20 protein-coding genes are annotated in these 17,287 nt (G+C 42.4%); 2 read left to right on the forward strand and 18 right to left on the reverse strand.

Going from position 1 to position 17,287, the window contains the following annotated elements; genetic code table 11:
* Positions 1-288: 288 nt before the first annotated feature.
* The 18 genes from QUB12_RS28785 to QUB12_RS28870 all read right to left on the reverse strand — a co-directional run bounded on the left by QUB12_RS28785 (position 289) and on the right by QUB12_RS28870 (position 15,879).
* On the reverse strand, positions 289-1,488 hold the full coding sequence (locus QUB12_RS28785) for a glycosyltransferase (protein WP_333309472.1): 1,200 nt from the start codon (positions 1,486-1,488) through the stop codon (positions 289-291).
* A gap of 278 nt (positions 1,489-1,766) precedes the next feature.
* Positions 1,767-2,078, reverse strand: a complete 312-nt coding sequence (locus tag QUB12_RS28790; protein ID WP_333309475.1) for a helix-turn-helix domain-containing protein — start codon at positions 2,076-2,078, stop codon at positions 1,767-1,769.
* 156 nt (positions 2,079-2,234) lie between these two features.
* Positions 2,235-2,819: a DUF7662 domain-containing protein gene (locus QUB12_RS28795; RefSeq protein ID WP_333143744.1), complete on the reverse strand. Its 585-nt coding sequence runs from the start codon at positions 2,817-2,819 to the stop codon at positions 2,235-2,237.
* Between the two features lie 379 nt (positions 2,820-3,198).
* Complete coding sequence (locus QUB12_RS28800) at positions 3,199-3,603, reverse strand: hypothetical protein (protein WP_333143745.1); 405 nt, start codon at positions 3,601-3,603, stop codon at positions 3,199-3,201.
* A gap of 45 nt (positions 3,604-3,648) precedes the next feature.
* Entirely contained in the window at positions 3,649-4,137 is a 489-nt protein-coding gene (locus tag QUB12_RS28805; RefSeq protein ID WP_333143746.1) for a hypothetical protein, read from the reverse strand.
* Positions 4,138-4,140: 3 nt separating this feature from the next.
* Positions 4,141-4,362 (reverse strand): hypothetical protein, encoded by a 222-nt coding sequence (locus QUB12_RS28810; protein WP_333143747.1) that lies wholly within the window; start codon positions 4,360-4,362, stop codon positions 4,141-4,143.
* A gap of 446 nt (positions 4,363-4,808) precedes the next feature.
* Positions 4,809-5,450 (reverse strand): hypothetical protein, encoded by a 642-nt coding sequence (locus QUB12_RS28815; protein WP_333143749.1) that lies wholly within the window; start codon positions 5,448-5,450, stop codon positions 4,809-4,811.
* Between the two features lie 2 nt (positions 5,451-5,452).
* Positions 5,453-6,529 carry an RAMP superfamily CRISPR-associated protein gene (locus tag QUB12_RS28820; RefSeq protein WP_333143750.1) on the reverse strand — a complete coding sequence of 359 codons (1,077 nt, stop codon included), beginning with the start codon at positions 6,527-6,529 and terminating at the stop codon, positions 5,453-5,455.
* A gap of 1 nt (position 6,530) precedes the next feature.
* A complete protein-coding gene (locus QUB12_RS28825; protein ID WP_333143751.1) occupies positions 6,531-7,007 on the reverse strand; it encodes a hypothetical protein in 477 nt (158 codons plus the stop codon).
* Positions 7,004-7,969, reverse strand: coding sequence for an RAMP superfamily CRISPR-associated protein (locus QUB12_RS28830; protein ID WP_333143752.1), 966 nt, complete (start codon positions 7,967-7,969; stop codon positions 7,004-7,006). Before QUB12_RS28830 ends, QUB12_RS28825 begins: the two co-directional genes overlap by 4 nt.
* A gap of 29 nt (positions 7,970-7,998) precedes the next feature.
* The gene (locus QUB12_RS28835) at positions 7,999-8,619 is read right to left on the reverse strand and encodes a hypothetical protein (protein WP_333143753.1); all 621 of its coding nucleotides are present in this window, start codon (positions 8,617-8,619) and stop codon (positions 7,999-8,001) included.
* A 28-nt stretch (positions 8,620-8,647) separates the two neighbouring features.
* Positions 8,648-9,502 carry a type III CRISPR-associated RAMP protein Csx7 gene (gene csx7 / locus QUB12_RS28840; protein ID WP_333309478.1) on the reverse strand — a complete coding sequence of 285 codons (855 nt, stop codon included), beginning with the start codon at positions 9,500-9,502 and terminating at the stop codon, positions 8,648-8,650.
* A gap of 16 nt (positions 9,503-9,518) precedes the next feature.
* On the reverse strand, positions 9,519-10,685 hold the full coding sequence (locus QUB12_RS28845; protein ID WP_333309482.1) for a putative CRISPR-associated protein: 1,167 nt from the start codon (positions 10,683-10,685) through the stop codon (positions 9,519-9,521).
* A 43-nt stretch (positions 10,686-10,728) separates the two neighbouring features.
* Positions 10,729-11,244, reverse strand: coding sequence for a hypothetical protein (locus QUB12_RS28850; protein ID WP_333309485.1), 516 nt, complete (start codon positions 11,242-11,244; stop codon positions 10,729-10,731).
* 2 nt (positions 11,245-11,246) lie between these two features.
* Positions 11,247-12,515 (reverse strand): type III-D CRISPR-associated RAMP protein Csx10, encoded by a 1,269-nt coding sequence (csx10, locus tag QUB12_RS28855; protein ID WP_333309488.1) that lies wholly within the window; start codon positions 12,513-12,515, stop codon positions 11,247-11,249.
* Positions 12,502-13,227 (reverse strand): RAMP superfamily CRISPR-associated protein, encoded by a 726-nt coding sequence (locus QUB12_RS28860; RefSeq protein WP_333106169.1) that lies wholly within the window; start codon positions 13,225-13,227, stop codon positions 12,502-12,504. The genes csx10 and QUB12_RS28860 overlap by 14 nt, the downstream gene beginning before the upstream one ends.
* Complete coding sequence (gene cas10 / locus QUB12_RS28865; protein ID WP_333309490.1) at positions 13,224-15,611, reverse strand: type III-B CRISPR-associated protein Cas10/Cmr2; 2,388 nt, start codon at positions 15,609-15,611, stop codon at positions 13,224-13,226. The genes QUB12_RS28860 and cas10 overlap by 4 nt, the downstream gene beginning before the upstream one ends.
* A gap of 61 nt (positions 15,612-15,672) precedes the next feature.
* Positions 15,673-15,879, reverse strand: a complete 207-nt coding sequence (locus QUB12_RS28870; RefSeq protein ID WP_333143760.1) for a hypothetical protein — start codon at positions 15,877-15,879, stop codon at positions 15,673-15,675.
* Positions 15,880-15,993: 114 nt separating this feature from the next.
* Between QUB12_RS28870 and QUB12_RS28875 the strand changes: the two genes are divergently transcribed.
* A complete protein-coding gene (locus QUB12_RS28875) occupies positions 15,994-16,320 on the forward strand; it encodes an MgPME-cyclase complex family protein (RefSeq protein WP_172192102.1) in 327 nt (108 codons plus the stop codon).
* A complete protein-coding gene (locus tag QUB12_RS28880) occupies positions 16,317-17,054 on the forward strand; it encodes a hypothetical protein (protein WP_333143761.1) in 738 nt (245 codons plus the stop codon). Before QUB12_RS28875 ends, QUB12_RS28880 begins: the two co-directional genes overlap by 4 nt.
* The last annotated feature ends 233 nt before the right edge of the window (positions 17,055-17,287 follow it).

Raw genomic sequence — 17,287 nt, forward strand, 5'->3', positions numbered from 1 at the left:
ATTTATTAACCGCAGATGACAATGGATTGACGTTGATTCACGCAGAGGTCGAGAAGAGATATATGAATAATTCCGATGCTAATACCAATTTAAGGTGAAGTTGCACATATCTCGATCCCCCTAAATCCCCCTTAAGAAGGGGAGTAGGGGTTGACTTTGAGAAGAATCTTGTCCCACCCCCTACTCCCCTTATTAAGGGGGGTTAGGGGGGATCAGATTCTACGGGGCCTCATAAAAAATTGGTATAACAGATTTGATGTCAGTTAATCAATAGGTTTTGCACAATTCTCAAGCACTCTCAAACAGCGCCACTAATTTTTTTGCCTCTAAATCAACATTGTGTTGTTGAGCAACCCGTTGAGATCCTGTTTTCCCCATTTGTTCTAGTTTTTCTACAGGTGCTTCCAATACCGCGCGCATTGCTACGGCTAATGCTTCTGCGGAACCGGGAGGAACTAACCAACCGCAAACACCAGGTTCTACGAGCTCCGGGATGCCAGCAACATAAGTGCTAATTACGGGCCGATTGAGAGCGAGGGCTTCCATAATTACGACGGGCAAACCTTCAGCAAAACTAGGCAATACCATTGCCCGTGAAGCTAAAATCTCTTGCTGAACTCGATCGCCACTGGCCCAGCCGGTAATTTCTATATGATTTTGCAGGCCGAGTTGCTGAATCTGCTGTTCAATATCCGATCGCAGCGGCCCGTCTCCTACGAGTACCAACTTAAACTCTAAGCCTTGAACTGCTAGCAAGTTAGCAGCTTCTAGCAATAATAAATGACCTTTTTGTTCGCTGAGCCTCCCTATGCAAGCTAAGCGGGGTGCTGCGGGTATGGGGACGTAGGGTGCAGCTAAAAATGCAGCATCTACGCCGCAGTGTATGACGTGAATTTTTGACCAAAAAGTGCGATCGCACCACCGAAAAAGCTGACTTTTACCGAAGGAACTAACTGCTGCTACAAAGGTCGATCGCTTAATTTTTTCGTCTAAGGAAAGAAGTGTGGCTTTATCAAATTCTTCAGGGCCGTGAACGGTGAAACTGTAAGTCGGGCCGCCAAGCACGCGGCACAGCATTGCAACTGTTGTCGAATTTGTCCCGAAGTGAGCGTGAACGTGTGCTGTACCCGATTCTGCAAACCAATTTAAAAGAATGCAAGCTTCTGCTAAATAAGCTAGATGCAGCAAAATCCCCCGTTCCGAGTGCCAGCCAACTTGAAATGTTAGGCGCAAAGCTTCGATGAATCGAATGGGTCTAGTTGCGGCAAGGCGGAGCAAACCCCACGCTAACCCCTGTACACCAACTCCTAAGATTACTTGAGTCAATTCTTGCTCTAGTTTGTCGGCCTCATCAACGAGTTCTGACTTGGACGATCGGATCGAAAAGCGTGCGACTTTCAGGCCGCAATTTTCAACGGCTATAACTTCTCTGCGGATAAAGCTGTGGCTGACTTTGGGATATAGGTTGACTAAATAAGCGATGTTCATGAACGGGGAGAAACTTTTATGGTAAAACTCTATATTAGTTTAGCCTTTAATCGATCGAAGTCTAGACAGGATTTGGGGTGGGGTTATTTATTCTGTTATGTTTTGATGGATTGGTTCGCGATTTAAGATAAGGGCATCAATGATTTTATAAACACTCAAAGGCATAGCGAATTCCCAAACAAAAAAATCTGTTTTTTGTCAGGGATTGTCTCAGCTTAATTATAGGGGGCTAAATTTTAGCCACCTACTTTGTGAGGTGGCTAGAAAAAAATGCAAGATTACGAATTGCCTAAGCAAAGTTGTTGCCGAAGTTCTGGGGGAATCGCTTCAAAATGCTCTAACAGAAAATTCATCAAGGCGAGGTTACGCAAGTCGTGCAGTTGGGGATGGCGGTGCTTGCCTCCCCTGGTAAACCAGCGACGCACAGTAGAAAGCGATCGACAGCAAATGAGAGCTAGAGCTTCTTGCGGGACATCCCATTTTGCGTAGAATTGCTGCGGAGTCATCGCCAGTTGACAGTCCGCGTAAAGCTGAATGATTCGTTTTTCTCGATCGGTAATCGGGCGAGGCGTGAAAGAATGGTGTATCATAGAGGTGATTTTTTAATTTTGAATCGGCCAGTGCCCAATTTGCGGCGCTGGCTTTTGTTTTTGGGGGCTTTGTTTTTTGGCGCGATCGCACTTGACGATCGCCTAACTAAGCCTTACTATAACAACATACTACTATAATAGTAAAATGTCAATTAATTAATCTATGTTTTCAGATTCTTCCCTGGAGCTGAAACCCGCTATCTCAGCGACTAAATTCAGATGTTTGAGGGTGGAACGAGCAGGTAAGTGTCCGTTCTCCCACTTACTCACAGTCCTCTGGTCAACCCCCAACCGTTCTGCAAATTCTGTTTGTGTCAACCCCAGATGGAGACGTAATGCCTTGATCAGTTCGCCATTCCACTGCACCCCATCGCCCGCCTGCCGAACCTGAATTTTCTGGATTAACTTGCGAAATGTTACCCGTTCTGCGTCGAAATCGACAGTTTCAACCCGATATCCTGCCTGCATCCAAGCGGTAGATTGCAGAGCGCCCTTTTTGCGGTTGCTCCACCAAGCTTGTTGAGTGCGTGCGGAAGGGGGGAGTGCGTCGTTTAGCAATGCCTCTATTTCGGCGAAGTTGAGGGTTACTTCGTCGAGATGGCCATTTTCGCGCAGATAATCTAAGAGCGACTGGTACTTGCTGCCCTCCTTCATGCGGTGTTTTGTGAGGTTTTCAGATATAGAATGCCACAAATCGGGGGATGACGGGGAGCGGATGGGAGTGGGGGGTGCGATCGCCAATTATTTATTTACCCAGACACTTCCATTGTGTCGGTTGCGTAATATTTGGAATTTTTATCAAGATAAAACACAAAAAATGGATCTCGCCCTTGACGGAATGGCGGATTGAGAGGGGCGATCGCGCGTTTTAAAAAGTGTGGGAAGCAATTAGGTCGATCGATTAAAGTCCCCTTGCGGGGAAGTCTGAGCAACTGTCAAAACAAATTTGACTATTACGCAGCATTGTTACGGAAGCTAGTTTCCGTCCCCGTCAGGGGAAGTTTGCAATTTTTGGATTTTGCACTTAAGAAACTCTTTATTTTTAACCCTATCAGGGTATCCCATTTTTTTTCAAAAGTCAAGTCCGTGAAAGTTTGAGGCTAAATTTTAGATATTTCGGTCAACTATTTAGTCGCTCTTTAACTATTCGCAGATTGTCAAAAGATTGGTCAACCTCTCTCGTTTTATATCTACTATAATGAATCCTAGAATCAGTTCTTATATCTGTTAAATATCGGGCTATTTGACTAGCATTTTTTAGTTCTTGATAAGCTTTATTCAAATCTCTGTACTGTCGATTTTTAGCAATTTTAAAAACGTAAGCAAGCAGGCGATCGTGAGGCGATGGGTAGTTTTGGTATTGTCGTTCGAGATCGTCTCCCTGAACCTTTGCATACCATTCTACCCAGTGCAGGGCTGCATAAAAACACATTGTTACTGCCCAATCAGGAGAAGTATCTCTGATACTAAGTGCCGCCTGTTCGTTATACTTAGCTTGTTCGCTATGGGAATGTTCGCTCGGCATAAAAATCAACAGCTACTTTCTAGTTTGTTCAGTAATTTAATATTTTTAACTTCCAGCCACCACAAATAAATTCTTGGGCGATTTCACTTGATTGTAGCTTGTAGAACTTGAAAAACTTATTCTCGATTCAGAAACTACTTTAGCCCCGTCTTTAATTTTGGCAAACTTCTCGACCACTTTTCTGGGAAAGTACCACTCTTCATTAGTTTGATCCCGCAAACCCCACTCACAATCAATTATTAAATCTTGGATTTTGTCCCAAGTTTCATAATCTAACTCTGTTTCAGGGTGCAGTTCTAATTCAAATTCAATCCAGTGAATATCTAAGGCTCTAGGAGCTACGGCTCTAACTTTTGCTACACCGTCCATCTTCGCTAACTCCTGGACTAATTCCTGTACTTCAACAGGAGCAGTAGGCGACTTGAATGACTGCTTTGGTTTCAGAGGAGAAGAAGAGAATTGAGAGAATTTAAAAGTTTCTGGATTCGATATTGAGCTTTGAAGTTCTGCTCTTAAGTTTGTGATTACTCTCATTGTCTATTCCTGCAAAAATTCATTGAGACGATCTCTTAGAAATTCGGCCTTTTGCCGGGTGAATGCAAAACTGCCTACCAAATTTTTTGTCTTTGTTGACTCCGAATCTTCAGCATTAAAAGGACTATCTGATAACATTCCTGCTATTAATATCCCATCGCTCTCGTCAATAGCTATTACTACACCAGTCACCAGATAAACTTTATTTTTTTCTGCATCATTCATTTGTGTCATCCTCAGGTATGGTCTTACAAAAACTATCACAAATTCTGGGGTTTTCTTTAAAACTAGGAACTGGATGTATTCATATGGCGAGTTCCTAGTTTCTAGGGAAACGCTAGCTTACACAATGGGCTGCTTTGAGCAGCTAATTACTTAAGCTGCGCCGTTTTTTGTTAGGCTACAAGTCGGTATTCGGACATCTGTGACGAGACAGAGTAGCCTGGAACAGCCTTTACCCAGAAAACTGTATAGTAAGCTACACAATACCCCTGCTTGACTTTGCTTTGAGCGGACTCGGAACGGTTCAATGCTGAGTAATAGTCAAATTTGTTAGAGTGAGATTTTTCTTTTGCTAACATATTGTGGCCTCTTTTTATGCTTACAGTCAATATTATAGCGACGGGGCAGAGTTAATGCAAGGAGGTTTGGTAGTATCAACAGCCTGGTTTTTAGCCAGCACATTTAACCTTCTTGGGGCTCCCATCTTCCTTAATATCTAAAACCTCCACTTTCACCACTTGTCCTTCAGAAATAGATTGGGCTTTTTTCGGTTCTTTCTCAGTTAGCCTGATAGTTCCCAGAATTTCATATGTCACCTTGTTTCCTTTTACAGCAGTAACTTTGGCTTCGACAATTTGACCGATTGCAAACTCATGACTGCCGATCGCCTTAGCAATTTCAACTTGTCTCGCTGACTCTACAACTGGGGTCACAACTTCTCCAATCGGCCCCGCTTCTTTGTAGTAACGCATCAAACGAGATGCCCAACCTAAAATTTGCAACAAAGTGCTAGCATCCCCTTGAAAGCCTTTGAGACAATCGCTACAAGCTTTGTCGATGCTGCGGTAATAATCTGTGGTTTTGCCACTGTGTCCGATTTGTCTGCCATTACCGACAAGGGTTTTAAGATACTTGAAAAACCGGGAATTGGCATCAGCTCGATCTTGATTAACTGCATTGCGGAGATAGGCGATCGCCTTTCCCAATTCATTTACATCAGTTTGTTCTTTAACTAAAGTTTGAGCGATCGCGTGGGCAATTTCCCACTGGTTTTCGGTCAAAGATTCGGTCACTAATTCAGTATTAGACATCTTTAATACATTCCTGTTGGAGGTTCGCGATCGGTCGGATATTTCAACACTTCAGCTAGTTGTTGCAATTGAGTTGCTTGCACTAAGCTAGAATGAGCAGCTTGAATATTTTTTTGCATAAATTGTTGCAACTTTGTGCCAGTCATGCTGTCAGATTCGGGAGGATTGTAGGAGGAATAGCGATCGCGCAAATCTCCCTTATTCTGCAACACCCTTGCCGCTGTCACCTCCACAGTCATTGTTCCCATGCCGATCGGCTTCCCGCCGCCTACCTTGAGGGCGATCGGATACTTTGGATCTTGCCCCAACACAATCAAAAGCGTTCCTAACTCTGCTGCTGTTAAGTTTTTGAATTGTATCTGTGTTTGGAAAGTATACTCTTTAGCCGCTTGCTGAACAGTAATTCCTTGATTTTGACCTTTGTCGATCGCCCGAATTGTGTGATAGTAAAACTTGCGGCCTGCTACGTTGCCTCTTGCGTCAAAATATGCTCGTCTTTGATCGGGACGGGGACGATATAAAGATGGCATAAATCCCGTAGCAAAGCCCGTATTTTCGCATTTAGCATCGCTGAATTCAATTAGCCCTTGCCAATCTAAGGCACCGAATACTTGACTTGCCGGACAGAGTTCTTGTTTATTTTTACATGGCAAGCGTTCTTGCGGAATTTTATCTCTGTATCTTGATGTAATTACTGCTAAAGTGCTGTTAGTAATGGCTTCGTATGCTGACCGGATGCAGCCTTTGAGAGAACTACCTTGAATTGATAACTTTTGGTCAATATTTTGAACCATTGTTTTGATTAAAGGGACGCGGCTGCCTATGTCGCTACCCATGACAACTACGCCTGTAGAGACGTGCAAAGTAGTCTGAACTTTCAGAGTTAGAAACAAAGTTCCGTGCAGGCGATCGCCCAAATATTGGTGATGTCCGGCCGGAGGATTTTTTGGCGGTCGTTCCTTGGGGAAACTAATTAATTCATAAGGTTTAGGTTCTCCTGTTTCAGCGGGATTATTAGAAACCGGACTACTAGGCGGCGGTGTAGAACGTCGGGGCTTGGGTGGGAGATTTGTAGTCATGTTAACTCCTGACTGTGAGGGCGACAAAATGAACGGTAGCAGTTCTTTTTTCTTGAAAGTATCGCTGACCTATGCTAATATTGTTAGAGACAATCTTTTCATTCTTTTTTCCCTTATAAATAAAGCTTTTAGGGAATTTTGGTTCGTCAAGGGGGTGAAAGTAAGCCGCGCGATCGCAAATTTGCCACTCGCAATCTTTATCGATCGGCTCAAATCCTTCTAAATCGGCTTCAACTCGACTCAGCAGTAAGGCTTGATATGCACTTCCCTGCTTTTTCCAGCGCAATTCGCGATCGGCATTAAACATTTGCCCTTCAAAACCGGGGAAAAACTCTTCGGGCAATTTCATGCAAATGCCGCTGACTGCGTGGGGCGATCGCACAAAATAATAACTTTCCTCAGTTGCTAACTTTTCTAACAACTCTTTAACTTCATCTTGTGACAAACCCGATCGAACATATACAAAACCTTTCTTCATGCTGCGGCACCTGTTAAAAGCTTACTCCAAGCACAAACTGCACATTTAAATAAATTCGGTACACCAGTCTCACCGTCGCCTTGCCATTTTAGCTGCACTCCAAAACCTAAATCCATCGCTTCAGCAGCAATAGGGGTTTGTTCGCGATCGGGTTTAGAAAAGCCATAATTTGCGGCTTCTTCAGTGTCTAAAAATTCTCCTGCACCCAGCAAGAAAGCCTGTCCCCATCGACCGGGTTTGACTATTTGTTGAATTTGGCGATTATCTTCATCTAATTTACAACCAGGATATTGAACTACGGCTTCGTTATATTTGACTGTCACCGTCCCCAAACCGCGAGATTTAGCAAAACCGATTCCAAACCAGCCCTCATTTAAGTCTCGCAAAACTAAGCCAATCAAGCCTAATTGTGCTAATGAAAAGTTTTTGAGATGTATTTTAGTGCGAAATTCTCCGGCGGTGCAGACTTGGTAGTTAAAGGGGCCAACGGCTACGGAACCGAAAACGCGATCGATCGCGACTCCATTGCGTTCTTGAATTTTGAGCTGTTTCTTATCAATTGGGTGAGCATCTTGGATTCTAAGTCTGCTAGCAATTGAAGTATTTCCAAACATTTGGTCTGTAAAAGAAGATAACCGATAAATATCTTGGGAATCAGGGATACTCTCAAGATACTTTAATTCATCCCGATTAAGAGGATTGCTCGCCCATAAAGTATCTCCATTAGTAGGACGTTTGTCTGTACCTACTGTCCTGACAATTCTCTCAGCATGAGCGCGAATAGCACCTTTTAAACTGCTTCCCGGTAGATAAATTGACTTTCCTCCTGCATGGTAAGTCTCGACAAATTCCATATCTGGTTTAGTTGGGTCGGCTCCTTCTTTGCCGGATTTGATGAGAATTGGGCCGTCGGGAATGAGAGTTAAGTCAATTGTACAGTGGTTGACAAGTCGTTTGTGCATAGTTTAGTAGGTCTAGGGATAGTTTAAGATTAAGCCGTTACTAACTGATTTAGCTGAACTTCACACTGTTGGAAAACATAGTTAACGGCAGCAAAGAGTGGATCTAGCTGTTCTATTAAATAGCGGTTAACATTTTTGGTAAAAACTGTTTCTTCCAATTTGCCAAACTCCCAATCTTTGCCGTTGGAAACAATACCAAAAATTATTACCTGAAGTTCATTGTTAAGTTGCTGTGCTGCAACCATTTCAGCTAGGCACTGCGCCCAACCTTCATCGAACTTGTCTTGCTTGGCCTCAACTAATAGAAAATAAGGCTTGCCAAACACAAATTTTCCTAAAGGGGAGCGTTTAGTCAAAATATATTCAGGAAAACCACACAGATTCTGGTCGTAAGTAAGAGACTTATGGCTCCATAAAACAAACTTAGTATAATAAGATTTCCAAACTTCTTTGAGAACTGGATAGATCAAATTTTCGCACACAGCAAACTCTGAATTGTCCACAACTGCTTCCCGCATCATAAATGCTAAGTCTTCCCGAAAATAGTCAGGGATACTAAATGCAGTTTCTCCCATAAAATTAGCTTCAGTGTAAGTAATCTGAAACTCTTGGAGAACTTCACCGATATCTTTATAATTGCTGAAACTCATATTGACCTCCTGTGTGGGATGTTTAGTTTTAGCCTTGAACTATTTGAGTTGGAGATGATTGAGAAGTTTTATTTTTCAGGAGTTTATCGATCAGCTTTTGTACCCAGTCATCTTTATAATCGGCTGCATCTTCATAAGCCGTTTCATCTCCCATCACTAACTTTTTTAAGTATTCTAACAAAAATTCGGGATGGTCTTCGACATCAATCCAGCGCATCTTATCAATTTCTAGTTTAACCACTCCTAAGCCGCGCGATCGCCCTCCTCCGAGAGGTATTTGTTCGGTCTCAAATTGATGCAAACCAATCATTAATAAACCCAATTCCCAATCATGAGCATTTTCAACTACTGCTTTAAAATCAAAGGGAGTTGCGGCGGGGACAACTTGGTAGTCGTAAAGTTTGCCATCGGCGGCGGTTTCTGTGTCTCTGTCAATGGCTACGCCATCTCGTTCTTGATATTGCCCGAACCACGCATCGGGTTGTACAGTTAAGTCGCGAACTTGAAATTTGCTGGCCATCCAAGGAGTGCCAAATAAACTGCCAATATCGTCTGTTATTTTGATGAGCTCTTGTGTTAGCTCAAAGTCATTATTCTTGTGTTCATTTTTCAAATCTTTGACTTGATTGTTTCTAATTGAACTTGTGTAGTTAGCCGGATCTTCGGCTAGATTTGGGTCGATACCTCGGAGGAAGCTCTCTAAGCGCGATCGTAGTGCACCTTTAAAGCTTGAACCGGGAATCAAAGGTCTACCCAAAGCATCTTTGATTACAGGTAGATCGGAGCCAGTGGGTTCGGTCGATCGACCTTTACTAATGCGTAATGCGGTTACAGTTATGAGCGTTCCTGTGATTTCCAGTCGGTTTTTGAAGGTGTCAAACATTTCTTCTTTGCCTAATTTAATTTGTTTCTTTTCCTTCTACATAATCATGAGTTCCATAATATCGCAGAGTTAGATTTCCATTTGAGACTTTACAACTAACTCGCCAATGTATTCCAACATAAAAATGATAAACTTCTTTTTCTTTTGCTCCTTTGTAGGGAGAATAACTAACTGATTTCACTAAATCTCTAGTATCACCGTTAGATTCTTCGAGTAAGCCCGAAACTTTAGCCAATGTTTCTTGGAGTTTAACCTTTTCTTGTGCCGTACTAATGTTGTTATAGTCTCTGGGAAACCTATTTTCGTCGTAAGATAGCCTGGGAAACTCTTGTAACTTCTGTGACAAAAACTCATCTTTACACTGATTCCAAATAAGCTGTCCCCAATTAGAAATGGTCATTTTGCCATCAATTTCTGCAATCATAGCTTCTGGAATGTTTTTTGTTTTTGATGGAAGTAGCCCAGCACCAGCATCGAGTAATGCTAGAGTAGGTACATGATCTGTCAGCCGGGAATAATCTACGGTTATGGGTAAGCGAGGTATAGTAATTAAATTTGAGCTCGCTCCTTCAAAAACATAGATAATTTTATCGGCATAAAACATCCCCATTGTATTCATACATCCTTGCAATGCTTTAAATCCACCTACCAAATTGAAATAGATTTCATAGTTTTTTTCCTTGTCTTCCTTTACTCGTCTATCAAGCCAATCTAGTAAATTGTCAATTCCCTGATTGAAAACTTTATTATCTGCTGTTGAAAGTTTTTCAGGTGTATACACTTCAACACTAATTTTTCGATCCCGTAAAAATTTTTCAACAAGATTTGCTGTAACTTGTCCCTGTGCTGTATCTGTAGTAATTAGAACATGATGGTCTAGCTTACCGTTTTCTAGTTGATCATTATACAATCCATAAATACCATTCAGTTCAGCACTCGCTTCTTTAATTCCGATTGTATTAACTTCATTGAGTTTGGTTTCAGCACTCTGCTTTAAGCTTTTAATTATCTTATCAATATCCGAACCCTTTTCAAGGTTTTTTTCAGTTAGATTAGCATTATCCTGCAAGCAAAAATACCAATCTGATTGAGACTTTTTATTACTATTAATTTGATTAGTAAGTAAACTTGTACCAACAGTTGAAATGACTAAGCGACGTATCTCTTTATCTTTAGTAGACATAAATTTTTCTCCTAATTTTTGAGCGCTCGATCTTGATGTCTGTTTAACTTTCTTGACCTAAATTTTTCTCTCCTACCATTGCTGTATGCTCTCGTGCTAGATAGCCTAGATAGAGCTGTGCAATTTTGAGATGAATATTTCTTTCTATTCTCTCCCGATTCTGAGTATCGGTCAGGTAAGATTCCAGAGGATTACTTTTAGGTAGATTCTTTCTCATTTTTTGTAATATCTTTGTAACGTCCTCATTTAATTTGTCAAGTTCTTTAACTAATGCTATCGCAAACATATCTTCCTCGTTGAGGATTTTCCAGATAGGACTAGAATCTTTGCGACCTATCTGATAGCGAATGTAGTTTTTGATAACTTCAAGGGAAGAACTGGAATCAGTAGCAACAGCCAGAACATTTTTGAAGGGAGATTTTTTATCTTTTGTGGCAATGGAGAATTTTTTAGCTATCCTGTTTACTTTTTCAATTATTGCGTCCATCTGGTTACTGATTTCTCGCTCAATTCTGAGTTCTAATTGTTCTTGTAAGGATATATCTAAAATTTCTAACATATCTACACTGCCTCCTCTCTAAATATATTATGAAACTGGTTGCAAATTTTAATTTGTCCGAAACCTTCGCAAGTGCGATCGCCCAATCCCCTCATTTCCAACTCTCCCAATCTCTTAATCCAAAGCTCGGGTTGAGTTGTACTGAACAAATAAACCGCTCCTTTCGTGGTAATCAACTCTACATCTTTCATCAACCCCCAGCCCGCATTCCAACCAGACATAAAATCATAACTGCTATAAGCCGCCTCCAAATGCAAAGATTTATCTTGAGCTTCAACCCCTGCAAACTGGTGCAACATCTTTTTGGATATTACAGTGGTACGCAGCCAATTTTCAGTCAGTATAGCATCGGATTGCAAGTCCAGGGTGAAGTAAGTGCGGTTTGCTGGTGACTCTTGAATAGGATTGCCAAAAACTTCCCATTTGTACCAACGATCTTTTAGCTTTTGATTGAATTTAGTGATGCGATCGCTCACATCTATCTTAGCATCAATAGGCTCTTTTGTCTCAATTTCAACTTTCCCCAATCCTCGGGAAGTCGAACCGCCTAACCGAAAGCTTTGATGGCGTCGATCGATAAAATTCCGCAGAGATTCTGCTAAATCCTGTTCCACTAAAATCGCACCTAGATAGTAAACAGGATCTTGTTTGGTTTCCTGAGATTCATTCAAAACCTCCAGACTGTAAAGTATTTCTTCCTCAGATGTAGCCCTGCGACGATTAATCCCCACTCGCGTTAGTAGGCGTTTGTTGACCTTAAGACTGTGATACATATCGTCGAATTTACCATAAAAAGTAATGCCAGCAGAATCAACTCTCCCTCCATCTTTTGGGCAATTTGGATCGTAGGGATATCCATAAGATTCAGCACAAAAGCGATCGATTAAAGTGTCAAAAACGCCATTTCTTTCTGGATCGTCCTCTTCCTCTTTGAAACCCGGCTTATTTTTAGAACTAAGTGCTGTTGCAGGTAAAACTCCATATTCTTCAAATGTATCTTTAGAGACTAGATCGCCATCAAATATCAGTGCTGGATAAGCATTTTGAAAAATTGCGGGATTTTCACTCAAGAATAAAGCTTGAAAATCGCCGCCATTTTTGGTCAAATCAGTCGATAGCCCATTCGATAGATCCAAAATTTGAGCAGCCACAGCACCCCGAATCACCGTACCGGGGATATAGTCTACAGCTTCGCCGATCGAACCACCCGGTTTCTGACGGGCGATCGCCAAAGGAGACAAAACCTTAATTTCCAGTTCAATTCGCTGCATTTTCCCCTCCCTTCGCTAGACAATCCCAATCTGCATCAGTAACTTCAAAATTCGGTAAAGTTTCCCAACTCAGCCATCCCAAACCAGCCGATTTACTTCCACCTAATGCGTGAATGTGCTTGAAACCCGCCAATATCAAAGGTTTGGCATAATCGGGACAATTTGGTAACAGATGAATTTGACCCTCAAACCTCAGTGAAGCATGAGGTGGAGAAGTCTCTAAAAAGTAAAGTTTGTTTTCTTCCGCGGTGCGACGGCGGCGATTCATTGTGACTCCCGGACGTATAAAATCAGCTAAATTTTCCGGATTTTCCGTACAAATTAAATCTTCAAAAATTACCCGCGATGGCAAAACAGGATCGCCGAAAATTTGACTAATCAAACAGTGATAAGTCTCATTATATCCTAAAACTTCGTATTCGCTGCGCTTAAATTTATCCGGTGCATTTTCTCGGCGAATTACCATGTTTCCAGGACTAGGAGACTCGGAAATCTCCCAACCCAAGCCTCTAGCAATTTTCTCGCATTCGTGGCGGAGGCGACCTTTGATTTGAGAACCGGGAATTAACAGATTTCCTTCTGAATTGCGGACAATTGGTTTATCTGCAAGGGAACCGGAAGAACCGCCCGCGCCTACACACAAAGCTGTATCAATTACTGCTGTAAGTGTGTAAGGCTCAATTGACCTTGATAAATTCGTGAGAACAATCATGATTCAACCTCCGCATCTACCGATATTTCTGAACTAAATTGGGAATCTTCTAATTCAATTAAATCGTAAATATCTACAATTTCTCGCCAGATGGTTTCATATACGGTTCGTTTGTTTTCCTCTATCACAGACATCCAGGGAGCTAGATTACCATTATTTTCGGGATCTTTTGGTTTGCACCAAGCTTCTTCAAACTCTTTTTTAAGTATTTCTGAATTACCATCTTTGAGTCTGGTTCGGAAATAGCGGTAGTTGAGAATTGTTGTGTTTTTCCCTTGTTCTAGGAAACTGCGAATTTGGTAGAGTTGCGATTTGGGAAATTCAGCTTTTTTCAAGGCTTTGACAGACTCAATCAATCCACCAATTTCATGCAAAGTGTACGGTGCGGCGTACAACTTAAGTTCTTGAGGACTGTCTTTGGTTAATGCTTTCTTGCGGAAGTCCTCGATGCTAGATGAAAGCGCAGTTACAGATTTCATCACAAAAAAATCCACTGTACCTCCACAGTATCCGTGCTGTCTTAAATCTTTAGCACGTTTTTTGGCTGACTTGAGCAATTGTTCGTAAAGTTTTTTTGCGTAGTAAATCGGAGTTTTATAGTCGGCAATCAACACGCCGATAGATGTACTTAATTGACAATTAGTAGTTCCTGCATTTTGACTTAAGTAGCGGTGACACTTACTGAGATCGATAGGTTTTTCTGATGGCTGAGTTTGATAGTCACCTTTGATTTCCACATTGGGTATCTGAACTTGTCTGAGCAAAATTTGTTCAAACTGTTCTCCGATGGTTTTGGCGATCGCCAATGCCCGATCTGCTGGTACAATCAAGATAATATCATCGCCACCAATGGTAATAATCTCAAAGGGATGAATCCAAGCACCCTCTGGAAGAGTCGATTCTGACTTGTTATTTTCTTTAAGCTGGTGAGGATGAAGATGCTCGGCTAAGGCTTGAAAAACAGCATATCTAGTAGCATTGTCAACATCTTCGCTAAATTCTTTATATTTTTGGGGAGTGGTAATTTTTTGAATATAGCCACCCATGTTATTGCCGTCAGCATAGATGTAGGCTACAAAGCCATTACTCACACTGCCAAGCTGAGTTAAAGATTCAGATATTTTAACTTCTTCAAGGTTGTAGTTGTAACTGCCGCAGTATTTATTAAGTTTTTCGGGATGCTTTTTTAAGAAATCCTCAAACTTGTCAACCCAACCTTCAATGACATCAGCAGCCCATTCTTTGTTTGTGTACCAATGAGTTTCTTTGATTTCCCCCTGCTTAGCCCGATCGCCCGCTTTGCGTTTGCGCGCAGAAACCTCCGAAAACCAAGGATTGCCCGGAAGACCTTTTTGATTGGGATTTTCGGGATGGTCGGTAGCCCGAGTGATAGCCGATCGGCGATCGGCCTCATCCCTTTGCAGATAAGGGTGCGTTTCCAACATCGGCGGGTAGCGACGGCTGGGGCGCTCTTTAAAGTCATTGCCGCTGCGCCGCTGATTAAACATCACGGCCAATTTAGTAGTTAATTCATTAAAACTCTTGCGATTTGCAAACGCCTCTTCCACACAAGATGGATCGACAGGTTCGTTTGAGTCTTTATCCAGCTTGCCAAAGTAAGCCTCAACCACGGGATTTTTATATTCTTGGCGGTATCGATCGAGCCAAAAGGTTTGTTCTATCGGGTCTCGCAGCAAACCAAATCGAATTTCTAAAAGCTTAAACCTATCTCCAACCGCGCATGAATTAGCAGTTAGGGTTACATAGGAATAGCGTTTTTCAATGGCATCAGCTAACTCATCCACAAAAGCTGCTGGACAGAAAGCTAAGATATTGCCACCAGTAGAATAAACAATCATTTCAGGAATCAAAGCTTCTGAAAGCTTGGCTTCGTCAAGCTCGGGTTCGCCTGGAAAGTTTTTATCCACCCACTCTCTTACTTTTGGCAAGTAAATATTGTAACGTTGAGATTCAGGACGTTTGTCAAAAAAAGCAGGTAAATCAACTAAGTTGATGCGGTCTAGCAGTGCGGATGCACCGCGAATATCTGGCAGTTTAGCGTCTTCAAATACATACTGCTTAACCTTAGTTACACCACCGTAAACTAAGCCAATTTTTCCCGGCTGATTCCACAACTTCGGGTATTTATTTTGCAAATCAGTAATTGTTTCGGGAAACTCTTCTCTGGAAATCTTTTCTGGAATAGCGAGAAGTTCCTGAACCCGATCGACAATTTCCCTCACATCCTCCGGCACTTCCTCCCCAGAATTCAAAGCCCCTCGCATTTCCTGCAACACGCCGATCTCAAATTGAGGTTCGCGTTTATCGCCCCAAGCCAGACACCAAGCAATACCAGTCGCGATCGCACTCCAACAACTTTTCATATGCAAACCACTCCCAATCAGGTTTAACAGCCCCCAGATTGCCTCAATAATTGGTAATTATTCAACCTGCAATTCCATCTAATTTCCTATTGTCACCTAAATTTTCCCGAAAATCACCAGCCCGAAAAATAATCGCCCAAATCCCCAAAAAACCAGCCACTCTCGCAACACTCACAACTCCCCCAACTCTCACCACCAAAAATTTTTCTGAAGCGACTTGCTCTGCATCTACCCAAGATGACAGCAAATAAGGTAAAGTAAACGGCACAAGAGTCTAGAACTCTCCAACGATCGCAACTCCGCAAACCCGCCCCTGACCAGCAAAACTGGTCGGTACAGGCGGCATTAACTGCTAACCGTCAACCCCTAACAACCGAGAAAAATGCAAACCTACTACTACGTTTTAGCCAGCCAACGCTTTTTGCTAGAAGAAGAAGCCCTAGATGAAGTGTTTAAAGAAAGAACTCGCAACTACAACGAACAAGAAAAACAAATAGACTTCTGGTTGGTCAAACAGCCAGCTTTCCTAGAAGCACCGACAATGGCAGAAGTTAAAGCAAAATGCCCTCAGCCAGCCGCCGCTATTATTTCTACAGATCCTGTCTTCATCACTTGGTTGAAACTGCGATTAGAATATGTACTGACAGGTGAATTTCAAGCACCATCACCAACTATTCCCGATGCCCTTGCCTCCCTACAGACAGCATGAACAAAATAGCAAAATATCAGACAAAACAACTAACAACAATTAGGGGTAAACTGTACAAATTTATTTTGTCTCTACCCCTATTTTCTGCTACTTCGATCGCCCTTTTGGTATTGACAATTTTCTCGACTTCTGTTAAAGCTGAGTCGAGCTGCCAACCGCCCCAGTCCGATGAATATCTACTGTTAATTGTCACCCCAACACCCGAACAGCAAGAAAGAGCAAAACGCTCTTTCCCTGGAAATACTAACAACACAGTTTGTCAGTACATCAACGACACGGTGACGCGAGTTGGCGGCTTTCGCGACTCGCAAATCGCCAGCGATTGGGTTAAATACATCGAAGATGTTGTCGGATTGCAAGCTTACGTAGTACGATCGCCCGCAGCGGCACTACCCCAAAATTTGCCAGTCTACAACCCTCAGCCAGCACCAGGTTCTGAACCAATCACCAATCCTTCAACCGGCAATCTTGCCTTCAATCCCCAACCCCTGGGGCCTGGTTATGCAGTGTTAGTCGATTACTTCAACCAACCCGAATTAGCCTCGCAAGTCAGGGAAGCATTAGGCACGCAAGTAGGCTTAGCTTCCTACGGCCAGCGTCCCTTTTTATTCGTCGCTTATACAACGGATCAAAACGCCGCTACTGCTGCCGTAAAAGCATTGAGCGATCGAGGTTTTTGGCCGATGTTAGTAGACAGCCGCCGAGTTACCGTAATTTCTCCCGCTGTTCGTTAAAAGATAACCTACCCCCACCATCATTCGGATCGTGAAATCGCTACTAAGCTGAGGCGCATCTAAATTTTACAGTCAACTTTGATGAAATTATTGTGGGGTGGGCGTCTCGCCCGCCCGAAAAATACAACTTAGGATCGCGAATTAAATAACTTACAATTTTAATTGTTATTGTGGGATGGGCGTCCCGCCCGTCCAAAAAGGGCGGGCGGGACGCCCCACCCCCAAACTTTTGG

It is taken from the genome of Microcoleus sp. B7-D4, from assembly GCF_036705125.1.
Lineage (GTDB): Bacteria > Cyanobacteriota > Cyanobacteriia > Cyanobacteriales > Microcoleaceae > Microcoleus.